Origin of the sequence: Nocardioides sp. URHA0032 (genome assembly GCF_000620645.1) — a bacterium.
GTDB lineage: Bacteria > Actinomycetota > Actinomycetes > Propionibacteriales > Nocardioidaceae > Nocardioides.
On the sequence record NZ_JIAV01000004.1, the window covers coordinates 1 to 9256 of the forward strand.

Genomic DNA, 9256 nt, shown 5'->3' on the forward strand with positions numbered 1-9256 from the left:
AGCTCAAGCCTTCTTGGTCTCCTTGTAGGTCCCGCTCAGTGGCAACCGTTGGCAACCGGTGGCTGTTGTGCCCTGACCAGCCCAGATGCGTTGGGGACCGTTGGCGGTTCTCGGACGTCTTGCGGACTGTCTGCGGACTAGAGGCGGCCGGTCTCCCTGGCCCACTTCTCGACTTCCGCCGTCTCCCACACCGGACCCTGTGCGAGTCGCGCCACGGGCTCGGGAAAGCCGTGGGACGCGGCCAACTGGTGGGCGCGCTGACGGCTCACGCCAAGGAGCTCGGCGATTTCGCTGATGCCCATCAGGCGCTCTGCCACGGGGCGGACGCTAGGGCATTGACACAGTCAAGGGATGGAGGTGAGGGTTTGGGGTCTTGACGCTGTCAACCCCAACTTGGAGGAAATGCGAGTTAAGTCTTTCGCCGTCCGCTAATCACGCGGACGCAGCCACAGGGGCGCCAGCGGCCGCCCTTCTCTAGCCAGAGAAAAGAAGCGACCCCGGGGAGCTGCAACTCCACCGGGGCCAGATTCCCCTCGAAAGGGATGCAATGTCTAACGCAGAACGTACTACCCCTGCGCCCATGTGCGCTAGTGATTCCGTCCGACTCGGCGATGTCTGCCCCTCCTGGTGCGGGGGCGAGCACGACGAGGTCCGCTTCCGCGACGATGGCCGCCCGATGCACCCCGAGGACGCGGGCGTCTATCACCACAGTCCGACCGTCGACGCGTGGCACCCGTTGATCGGCGACAACCCGCACGATGAGTCGATCAACGTGCGAGTCGAGGGCTTCCGCCACGACAACGGAGACGACTGGGCAGACGAGATCTACGCGGAGAACATCTGCCCCGGGTTCCTCGCCGAGGTGGGTCTCCAGGTCCCGGACGCGCGCCGGCTCGGAGAGGCGCTACTCATGGCCTGCGACCTCGCAGAGGGGATCGCCCGATGACCGCCGAGGTGATCCCGCTGCGTCCCGAGCTCGTCCTACAACAGGATGACCGCCTGTCGTTCGCTGATCGGGTGCTCAACCGGCTGGACGCGCTTGTCGCGTTGTCGCCCATCGTGGTCACGCGGCGCTCAAGCATCGGGAAGGCGGAGATGAATGCGTTCACCCTCGGGCGGGAGAGCGCGAAGGGTCTGTATCGCTGAGACACAGAACCGCCCCGGCGCCGGAGTGCCGGGGCGGTTCTGTGTCATCGTGACGTCCGTGAGTCAGCGACAGGCAGCCATGGTCCTCCTGGACGCAGTAAGCGCGTTCGATCACGAACAGGGGGACACTCCAGAGAATGCTGCCGCCGTGAAACTCGCACTCCAGCGCCTCCGCGACGTTGATGCGATCACGGCGACCATCGACGACGGAACCGGGGAGGTCGAGGTCGACGCGGTCCCGGTCCTCGGCGCGTCGCTCGCGATCATCACGCTGCTGGCACGATCGCTGGCAGAGAGTTATAACGCCGACCCGGACGCCACACTTGCGACGATCCGCGAGACCGTCGCCAGCTTCCTATCCGACTAGTGATCTGCGTTCACTGAAACAGTGCGGGAGCCGGCCGCCAATTGCCAGATGGCGCCGACAAGCCACGCGAGCCCAGCGAACAGGGTGAGGTAGAGGCCGATCGCGGCCGCGCCGTTCATGTCGAAGATGCCTACGAGGGCCACGAGTGCGGCCAGGACGATGAGGGTGATCTGGGAGGGCTTCCCTGCGACCTTCTCGGGTCGGAACGCTCGTGAGGTGACGGCCAAGACACCGAGGCCGACCAGGGCGAGGACGAGTGTGATCACTCCGTCCCCGTCGGTTCCCCGGGCACTGATCCCGAAAAGGGAGACCCACGGCAGGAAGGCCGCGATCATCACGACGATCATTGAGCCGAGGGAGATGCGCTGCGGGGTGGTCAACCGAGTCAGGTTCATGTGGCGGACCATATCCCCGGCTTCAGGGCTCGTCGGGGCAAATGACAGAACTCAACAGGACCACCTCCAGCGCACCTGTGCCGGAGGTGGTCCTGTGGCAGGCGCGCGAGACTCACACGGCCCCGCGGTGACCCGCCACGACGGCTCCATTGATTTCGCGTCCGAACTCGCGACCCTGTCGCTTGACGGCCCTGGTGAGGTCGTCGAGCTGACGGCTGATCCTGTCGATGCGAGGTCCGTAGCTGTCTCTGGCTACTGCGCCGCCGAGCTGGTTGGAGAGCGACTGGATCGCCCCGACCTCAGCGCCGGCACTCCGGGCGTCACTGCGCGTCCCGGAAGCAAGGTCCAAGATCAGCGGTGCATTGCCCGACTGAATCAACTGGGCGAGGAACTCCGGCTTGAGCCCCCAACCCTCGAGCTTGTGGAACGCCCGTGAGACTGCGGCAATGTTCAGGCGGGTGCCGGACAGGTTGGTCAGGAAGTCGGTCGCGTTCGTCGCCGAGAACAGGTCTCCGGTGAACGCCGATGCCACCGAGCTCTTCAGGGACGCAAAGTCCGACTTGAGGCCCTCGAGCGTGGACTTGAGCGAGTCGCGAAGACCCTCGAAGTGCTTCTTGACGGTGTCGGCCACGTTTCCGGCCGCATCGCTGACCGCAGCACCTCCGTCTGTGATGCCCTTGGCGAGCATGCCCATGAGCACCTTGCCGGGGGTGCCCGTGTTCCACGGGAGGAGCGGTCCGTGCTCGACGGGCGAGCCGCCGAAGAACCCCTTGACGTGGTCCGCGATGCCGCTGACCGCGCCGGCAACGTCCTTGGCGCGGTCAACGATGCCCTTGATGAGTCCGCCAATGAGCGCGCGACCGGCCGAGTAGAGCATGTTGCTCAGGTCGCCTAGGGCCGACTTGATCTTGCCGGGGATGCTGCCGACGAACTGAACGGCTTCGCCCAGTTTCGACTTGATTGCAGACAGCATGGCGCCGAACCAGCCGCGGACCTTGTCGACGATGGCGCCGATGAGGTTGAAGTAGCCGCGGATCGCGGCAATGGCGGTCGACACCACGGCTTTGGCGGCGTTGATCTGCGTCTGGATGACGGCCTTGACTGCGTTCCAGACGGTGCTCGTGACCGACTTGATCTGCCCCCAGTACTTCGTGACCAGCGCCACCGCCAACCCGAGCGGGCCACCAATGATGGTGATGATGAGCCGCCAGTGGTCGCGCACGAACCCGATGACCGCGCTCACCGCGCCCATCACGAAGCCCTTGATTGCGCCCCAGTGCTTGACGACCAGGATCCCGATCGCGGCCAGCGGGCCACCGACGATGGAGACGATGAGCTGCCAGTGGTCGGCGATGAATCCAATGGTCGCTGCGACGACGGTCTTGAGGAACCCGAAGACACCGTCGACGACGTTGCGGAACGTCTCAGAGTGCTTGTACGCCATGACCAGACCGGCCACCAGCGCCGCGAGGGCGATCACGACCAGCCCGACGGGGTTGGCTGACATGACGATGTTGAGCGCGGTCTGCACCGCCGTCCAGATCTTCACCGCAGCGACGACCGCGAGAATGGTGCCGGCAAAGATCCCGAACGCCTCCCTGTTGCCGTTGATGAACCCGAACACGGTACTCAGGACCGACGTGGCCCCACGGAATGCCGAGGCGAATGCACCGCCCGCTCCAGTGCCGGACTGCACCTGGGAGATGAAGCTCGAGATCGCGGGAACAAGCTTGCCGGAGAAGAACGTCAGCAGCCTGTCGATCACCGGCAGCAAGGCGGTGCCGATCTGCTCCTTGAGGTTGGCGAATGCCACCTTGGCGCGCTCGGCAGGTGTCGCCATGGATGCAGCCGCGCCGCCGAACTGCTTCTTGACCTCGCCGAGGATGATGTTTTGGGCGCCGAGCACGTTGCCGGACTCGGTGAGTGTCTTGATCTGCTCCTTCTGCTGCTCGGTGAAGCTCACGCCCGACCTCGCGAGCGCGGAGACGCCCTTGATCGGGTCATTCAGCGCCTTGCCGAGCTGGACCGCGGAGGACTTCATGTCGGTGCCCATCGCGGCCGACATGTCCACCATGAGCTGCGAGGTCTGGGAGAACACGCCGCCTGCCTTGCCGGCGCTCGAGGCGATGTTCCCGAACGTCAAGAGCAGGTTCTGCCCGGACTGGATCGCCTCGTCATCGACGGCGGTCTTGTTCGAGATCGCCATCGCCAGGCTGCCGATCTGGCCGGCCGACACCTTCCCTGTCAGGCCCATCGACTTGATGACGCTCTGGGTCCGCGCGGTCACGACCTGCGCCTCTCGAGCCTCGGCGATCGAGTCCTTGAGGAAGCCGCTGATCTTCTGTGCGGCGAACATGGCGCCGAAGCCGGCCACCAGGCCCTTCAGTGGGCTCATTGCGGACGACTTGAACGTGCTGCCGAACTTGGACCCTGCTCGCTTGCCGGTGCTCGACAGTCCGGGGCTGATCTGCCGCTCCGTTGCGGACGAGAATCCCTTCGTGCTGGGCATGAGCGTGATGAACGCGCTGGCTACCTCAGTCATTGAAACCACCTCGTCCGACCTGCTGGCGGATGGCCGCGATCTGCTCGACGGCTCCGTCTCTCCCGAAGTGGTCGCGCATCGCCTCTGCGCCGAAGATCAGAGCCGCCCCGAGCAGCGGCATGATCTCGTCGTCAGGCATCGCCTGGACCACGTCGCGGACGTCGTTGTGCTGGTTGCCCAGTAGCAGCTCGACGAGGAATGCCGTCTGCATGTAGGCCTTGTTGGCTGGATGGTCGAGCTGGTTCGGTTCAGTCATCAGAGTTCCCTTCGGTGGAGCCCGGTGCGCGGAACCGGATCGGGTCTGTGGAAAAACGGAATGGGGGGTGTCCGCCTGTGCCGAGGTGCGGTGGTTGACGGCGAGGGGTCGCCCCCCGGGTGGGGCTGAGAGCTCCGTGTGTGAAAGAGCCCTGTGCCGAGAGGTGGCTGGGGGGTGACCCCGCGCTGCACGCCCCAGCCACCACGCATCAGGCGCTCACGCGGTCGCGCTCCGTCATGCCGGTCGTGACCACTCGGACACGGTCGGCGACCTCGGCGGGCGTGGCCCACTCGAAGGTGGCGCCGAGTTGGGCGAGCAGCGTCGGGGCGAACATCCCGTCGACGAACACGGAGCCCTGGCCCGCGAGGGTCTGCGGTCGCTCGGTACGGCCGGCGAGGGCATCGCGGAAGGCGTAGGCCTCACGGGGTGTGGAGAGCTTCGGCGGGTTGGCGAACCGCAGGGCACGGGCAGCAGCGTCCGGGAAGTGGATGCCGTCAGCCGCGTCGATCGCGCCGGCATACAGCGGCGAGAGGGCGGCGTGGGTGGAGGTGATGCGGTCGTAGGCGTCGCGGGCCTGGGTCCACGCGGCGAAGGTGTCGGGGTCGAGGTCTGCTGCCTGCTCGACACGGAACCACGCGGGCAGCTTGCCGGCGGTGCGACTGAGCGTGGCGAGGTCGTCCTTGAGCGCTGCGCCGAACGCGGCGGCGATCTGCTCGGACTGGGCGCGCATCATGCCGCGCACCTTGGAGCCGCAGGTCTCGGCGAGGTGGGCGTGGATCTTGGCTGCGGCATCGGCAGAGGCGAGTGCGACCGCGCTCGCCTTGAGCGCCTTGTCCATGGCGACGGGGTTGCCGATGTGCTGTGCCAACTCGCGGGCGGCAGCTCCGGGCTGCGGTGCAGCGGGGCGGTTGGCGACGATGTCGTCGAGGTGGGCGAGTGCGTGCTTGGTGCGCTCGGGCAGCGGGGCACCGATCCGCTTGGCGGCACGGGCGATGGCCTTGACGTCGTTGAGGTGCTGGATGCTCACTGGATCTCCTGGGTGTCGGTGTCGTGCTGGGCTGCGAGGGCTGCCTCGAAGGCGAGGGCGAACGCGGACGCGTTGCCGGCCTTGCGGGCCTCGATGGTCAGGGCGGCGAGGCGGTCGACCTCTCGCTGCTTCTCGAGGTGGCGGGCGTATTCCTCACCGGCCGCTTCGAAGTCGGACTGGAAACTCATGCGCTGGGGCTCCTCTGGGTCATGTGGCGTCGGCGTAGTTCGTTGAGCAGCCACTCGAAGTCCCAACTGGGTTCGCTCGGCCGACGGCGGCCTGAGCGTCTGCTGTAAGTACGTCGGGGCATCAGTTCTCCTTGTTGTGATCGGGGCAGTAGAAGCGGTCGGTGAAGTTCTCCGCGTGGCGCCAGTGGACGCCGATGCCGTTGGGGCATCCGGGCTCCAGGCACTCGATCCATACGGGGGCGGGCGTGGTCACGTCGGGTCGGGCGATGCTCATCAAGCACTCCTGTTGCTTTGAGGTCGTTCCGGTCCTACGGACCGGTTGAGAAGAGAAGAGAGGGGTTTGCGCTCCGAACCGCTCACTGAGTGAAGGGTTCGAGATGCCGAACCACTCACTGACTGTCGGTTAGCGAGGCCTGAACCACTCACTGACTGAGTGGTTCGCGTCTGCTCGGCGGCGGTTTCCCGGCCTTCGCGGCAACGCTTCGCATGGATCGGGCAGACCGGCTTACGGCCGTGCTCACCCTTCTTGATGGCGTGAGCGGGGACCACGAGGCATCCCCAGAAGGACTCGGGCTCGAGCCACCCGTACTCGACCGCGGTCTCGATCGAGCGCGTGACGTTTGTGAACGGCAGCAGCTCGCCGGTGTCGGCGTCGACCTTGCCCAACACGATGCCGATCTCGCCCCGCTTGAACCGGGCGTGGCCGTTGTCGAGGTGCGAGCCATAGGCAAGCGCGGTCACTCGAAGCCAGTAGGGGAGTCGGTCATCGCCGGCCCGCTCCTGCCAGGTCTCGTGATAGTGCCGTGCCCACGGCCGCTCGCCTGGCACTGGTCAGGCGCTCCGCTTCAACGACGCGCACTCGTCATCGCAAGCGTGCGGGGGAACGAGCTCAAGCCGCCCATTGCAGTTCTGGCACGCGCGGTCGAAGACGGTGGGCGTGCCGGCGGGGTAGGGAGCTGCGCACGATCGGCACTCGAGCGAGGTGCGCATCGGGCTGGGGTTGTTGGAGTCGACCGTAATGACGGTGTGCCCGTCGACCCGCATGGCGGCGACGACATCGCTGCCGCGGTGGATCGAGACTCGCCATTCCTTGGTGTCCCCGGAGAACTCGCCGCCGTTGCGCTTGATGACGGACCGACACCCCTCGGGCACCGCGTAGGAGTCTCCGGCGCGGATGAACACGTAGCCGGCGTCCTGGTCGCGACGGGCGATCAGGCGGGCCATCAGACAGGCACCTGCTCCCCGCGGGCCTCTGCGATGAATGTCTCGACGTCCTCGCGGGCGTAGAGCACGCGGCGACCGACCTTGAACGACTTCGGCCCCTTGTTGCTGTGCCTCCACCAGCGGACGGTCTCGGGGGTAGTTCGCAGCAGCTCGGCGACTTCCTCGGTGACGAGGTAGTTCATGGCATTCCCTCTCGGCTATCCGTTGAACCTCTTAGGAAGAGCATGTCCCGCGGGGGTTGCGTTTGCAAGCCGATACGGCTAATGTCGGTTCCGCTTAGGAAGGAGCAGGCAAATGCCGAGACCGAATCAGCCGCGAACCATCATGGGAGAGGTCGAGCTCGCTCGCCGGGTCGCCATGGAGCGCGAGGCGCGAGACTGGAGCTACGAAGGCCTCGCGGAGCGCATGACCAACGTGGGATGTCCCATTCAGGGCTCAGCGATCTACAAGATCGAGAAGGCGGACCCGCCCCGGCGAATCACGGTCGACGAGCTCATCGCCTTCGCGACAGTCTTCGAGACCCCCGTCCGCGACCTGCTCCTGCCTCGAGAGGTCGTGATCGACGCGAAGCTGGGCCGTCTGTTCGAGCGCTGGGAGGAGGCGCGACAAGAGGCATTCGCGGCCAGGGAGCGTCGCGACGAGGCGTTCGCCAAGTTGGCGAAGTTCGTTCAGGAGTTTCACAGCGATGCGCTGGAGCCCTTCTACCGCCGCGTGAGCGAGTGGGCGACAGGGCAGGCCGAGACCGAAGTTGAGGCTGACGCGATCAGGGCGATGGTGCTTGCTGGAGCCGTGCCGGTCGAGTCTTTCCAGAAGCTCGAGGACGAGGCGATTGAGGCGCTAGCGGCCGAGCGTCGTGCGAACAGGCCCGACTGATGGCCAGCATCAAGAAGCGCGACAACGGCAAGTGGCGCGCCCGTTACCGCGACGAGGACGGCAAGGAACACGCACGGCACTTCGACCGGAAGACCGATGCTCAGACGTGGATCGACCAGCAGACCGCCAGCATCGTCCGAGGCGACTGGGCGGACCCGAAGGCCGGACGGGAGACCCTCCGTGCCTATGCGACCCGCTGGGAGGCGCTACAGGTCGCCTCCGAGGGCACTAGGCGCATCACGGACAACGCCCTCCGCGTCCACATCCTCCCGACCTTGGGTGATCGCAAGATCGCGAGCATCCGACGGTCCGATGTTCAGGCGTTCGTCAAGGCGCTCGAGGCCAAGGAGATCCGGCCGGCAACCGATGACCTGCCGGCGCGCACCCTGGGCGCCGGCAGCATCCGCAACATCTACGAGGTGCTCCAGCGGGTGCTCGATGCGGCGGTCGAAGACCGGGTGATCGCGACCAGCCCTTGCCGCCGGATCGCTCTCCCGAAGGACCACGACGACGAGGTCGAGATCCCGACCGTCGAGGAGGTTGAGAAGGTCCGCGCCGCGCTCGATGAGCGGTGGCGGGTCATCCCCGTTGTTCTCGCCGGTTCGGGCCTGCGCATCGGGGAACTGCTTGGCCTTCGCGTCGAGGACGTGGACTTCCTGCGCAAGACGATCCGAGTCCAGCGCCAGCGGTTGCAGTCGAACCAGGTGGCGCCGTTGAAGTCGAAGGCGTCACGCCGCACGGTGCCGATCGGCCAGGTCGTCGTCGACGCGCTGGCCGCCTACCTGAAGGACTACAACGCCGCAACCGCTCCATTTGGAGCAACCGCCGCGGAGGTCGCCGACGGTGAGGCACCGGACCCGGCGCGCCCGCTGTTCGTCGACGAGCTCGGCGATCCGCTGACCTACCAGCGCTGGAAGAAGCTCCTCGCCCCGGCGGCAGTGTCGGCCGGTGTTGACCTGACGTCGCACTCCTTCCGCCACTTCGCGGCGTCCGCGTTGATCTCGGGCGGCGCCTCGGTGAAGCAGGTACAGGCATTCCTCGGCCACGCCTCGGCGGTCATCACGCTGCGGACCTACTCGCACCTGTGGCCGGGCGACGAGGACCGAACCCGGAACGTGCTGGACGCCGCGCTCGATCCGTTCAGTGCCCGTGCGGACTCTGTGCGGACTGAGGCGGCGTCCAGTGAGTGAAAGCGCAGGCCAGCGGCCTGTGCGCGAGCTCAAGCCTTCTTGGTCTCC

At 66.4% G+C, this 9256-nt stretch carries 15 protein-coding genes; 5 read left to right on the forward strand and 10 right to left on the reverse strand.

Annotation, left to right across the window (positions count from 1 at the left end; genetic code table 11):
• Positions 1-137 precede the first annotated feature (137 nt).
• A complete protein-coding gene (locus N538_RS0101830; RefSeq protein WP_028635871.1) occupies positions 138-317 on the reverse strand; it encodes a helix-turn-helix transcriptional regulator in 180 nt (59 codons plus the stop codon).
• Between the two features lie 359 nt (positions 318-676).
• On the opposite strand from N538_RS0101830, the gene N538_RS0101835 reads away from it, so the two are divergent.
• Genes N538_RS0101835 through N538_RS0101845 form a run of 3 tightly spaced genes read left to right on the forward strand, consistent with a single transcriptional unit; the run spans position 677 to position 1513 of the window.
• The gene (locus N538_RS0101835; RefSeq protein ID WP_028635872.1) at positions 677-946 is read left to right on the forward strand and encodes a hypothetical protein; all 270 of its coding nucleotides are present in this window, start codon (positions 677-679) and stop codon (positions 944-946) included.
• Complete coding sequence (locus N538_RS0101840) at positions 943-1146, forward strand: hypothetical protein (protein WP_028635873.1); 204 nt, start codon at positions 943-945, stop codon at positions 1144-1146. The genes N538_RS0101835 and N538_RS0101840 overlap by 4 nt, the downstream gene beginning before the upstream one ends.
• Positions 1147-1204: 58 nt before the next feature.
• Entirely contained in the window at positions 1205-1513 is a 309-nt protein-coding gene (locus N538_RS0101845; protein ID WP_155991923.1) for a hypothetical protein, read from the forward strand.
• On the opposite strand, the gene N538_RS0101850 is transcribed toward N538_RS0101845, so the two are convergent.
• The 9 genes from N538_RS0101850 to N538_RS0101885 form a co-directional block, all read right to left on the reverse strand.
• Positions 1510-1908, reverse strand: a complete 399-nt coding sequence (locus N538_RS0101850; protein WP_155991924.1) for a hypothetical protein — start codon at positions 1906-1908, stop codon at positions 1510-1512. The genes N538_RS0101845 and N538_RS0101850 overlap by 4 nt on opposite strands.
• 112 nt (positions 1909-2020) lie before the next feature.
• Positions 2021-4450 carry a phage tail protein gene (locus tag N538_RS0101855; RefSeq protein ID WP_028635876.1) on the reverse strand — a complete coding sequence of 810 codons (2430 nt, stop codon included), beginning with the start codon at positions 4448-4450 and terminating at the stop codon, positions 2021-2023.
• Positions 4443-4706 (reverse strand): hypothetical protein, encoded by a 264-nt coding sequence (locus N538_RS0101860; protein ID WP_028635877.1) that lies wholly within the window; start codon positions 4704-4706, stop codon positions 4443-4445. Before N538_RS0101860 ends, N538_RS0101855 begins: the two co-directional genes overlap by 8 nt.
• Positions 4707-4914: 208 nt before the next feature.
• Entirely contained in the window at positions 4915-5733 is an 819-nt protein-coding gene (locus N538_RS0101865; protein WP_028635878.1) for a hypothetical protein, read from the reverse strand.
• Positions 5730-5921 carry a hypothetical protein gene (locus tag N538_RS0101870; RefSeq protein ID WP_028635879.1) on the reverse strand — a complete coding sequence of 64 codons (192 nt, stop codon included), beginning with the start codon at positions 5919-5921 and terminating at the stop codon, positions 5730-5732. Before N538_RS0101870 ends, N538_RS0101865 begins: the two co-directional genes overlap by 4 nt.
• A gap of 121 nt (positions 5922-6042) precedes the next feature.
• Positions 6043-6195, reverse strand: coding sequence for a hypothetical protein (locus tag N538_RS28240; protein ID WP_155991925.1), 153 nt, complete (start codon positions 6193-6195; stop codon positions 6043-6045).
• Complete coding sequence (locus N538_RS28245; RefSeq protein WP_155991926.1) at positions 6195-6662, reverse strand: hypothetical protein; 468 nt, start codon at positions 6660-6662, stop codon at positions 6195-6197. Before N538_RS28245 ends, N538_RS28240 begins: the two co-directional genes overlap by 1 nt.
• Positions 6663-6752: 90 nt before the next feature.
• Positions 6753-7145: a hypothetical protein gene (locus tag N538_RS0101880; RefSeq protein WP_028635880.1), complete on the reverse strand. Its 393-nt coding sequence runs from the start codon at positions 7143-7145 to the stop codon at positions 6753-6755.
• On the reverse strand, positions 7145-7327 hold the full coding sequence (locus N538_RS0101885) for a helix-turn-helix domain-containing protein (protein ID WP_028635881.1): 183 nt from the start codon (positions 7325-7327) through the stop codon (positions 7145-7147). The genes N538_RS0101880 and N538_RS0101885 overlap by 1 nt, the downstream gene beginning before the upstream one ends.
• A 142-nt stretch (positions 7328-7469) precedes the next feature.
• On the opposite strand from N538_RS0101885, the gene N538_RS27080 reads away from it, so the two are divergent.
• Positions 7470-8018 carry a helix-turn-helix domain-containing protein gene (locus N538_RS27080; protein WP_155991927.1) on the forward strand — a complete coding sequence of 183 codons (549 nt, stop codon included), beginning with the start codon at positions 7470-7472 and terminating at the stop codon, positions 8016-8018.
• A complete protein-coding gene (locus N538_RS23420) occupies positions 8018-9208 on the forward strand; it encodes a tyrosine-type recombinase/integrase (protein ID WP_081790224.1) in 1191 nt (396 codons plus the stop codon). Before N538_RS27080 ends, N538_RS23420 begins: the two co-directional genes overlap by 1 nt.
• The last annotated feature ends 48 nt before the right edge of the window (positions 9209-9256 follow it).

Bases quoted from the DNA above. Each gene is read 5' to 3' on its own strand.
- N538_RS0101835 (WP_028635872.1), top strand. From the start codon at position 677: ATGCACCCCGAGGACGCGGGCGTCTATCACCACAGTCCGACCGTCGAC.
- N538_RS0101840 (WP_028635873.1), top strand. From the start codon at position 943: ATGACCGCCGAGGTGATCCCGCTGCGTCCCGAGCTCGTCCTACAACAG.
- N538_RS0101850 (WP_155991924.1), bottom strand. From the start codon at position 1,908: ATGAACCTGACTCGGTTGACCACCCCGCAGCGCATCTCCCTCGGCTCA.
- N538_RS0101855 (WP_028635876.1), bottom strand. From the start codon at position 4,450: ATGACTGAGGTAGCCAGCGCGTTCATCACGCTCATGCCCAGCACGAAG.
- N538_RS0101860 (WP_028635877.1), bottom strand. From the start codon at position 4,706: ATGACTGAACCGAACCAGCTCGACCATCCAGCCAACAAGGCCTACATG.
- N538_RS0101870 (WP_028635879.1), bottom strand. From the start codon at position 5,921: ATGAGTTTCCAGTCCGACTTCGAAGCGGCCGGTGAGGAATACGCCCGC.
- N538_RS28240 (WP_155991925.1), bottom strand. From the start codon at position 6,195: ATGAGCATCGCCCGACCCGACGTGACCACGCCCGCCCCCGTATGGATC.
- N538_RS0101880 (WP_028635880.1), bottom strand. From the start codon at position 7,145: ATGGCCCGCCTGATCGCCCGTCGCGACCAGGACGCCGGCTACGTGTTC.
- N538_RS0101885 (WP_028635881.1), bottom strand. From the start codon at position 7,327: ATGAACTACCTCGTCACCGAGGAAGTCGCCGAGCTGCTGCGAACTACC.
- N538_RS27080 (WP_155991927.1), top strand. From the start codon at position 7,470: ATGGGAGAGGTCGAGCTCGCTCGCCGGGTCGCCATGGAGCGCGAGGCG.
- N538_RS23420 (WP_081790224.1), top strand. From the start codon at position 8,018: ATGGCCAGCATCAAGAAGCGCGACAACGGCAAGTGGCGCGCCCGTTAC.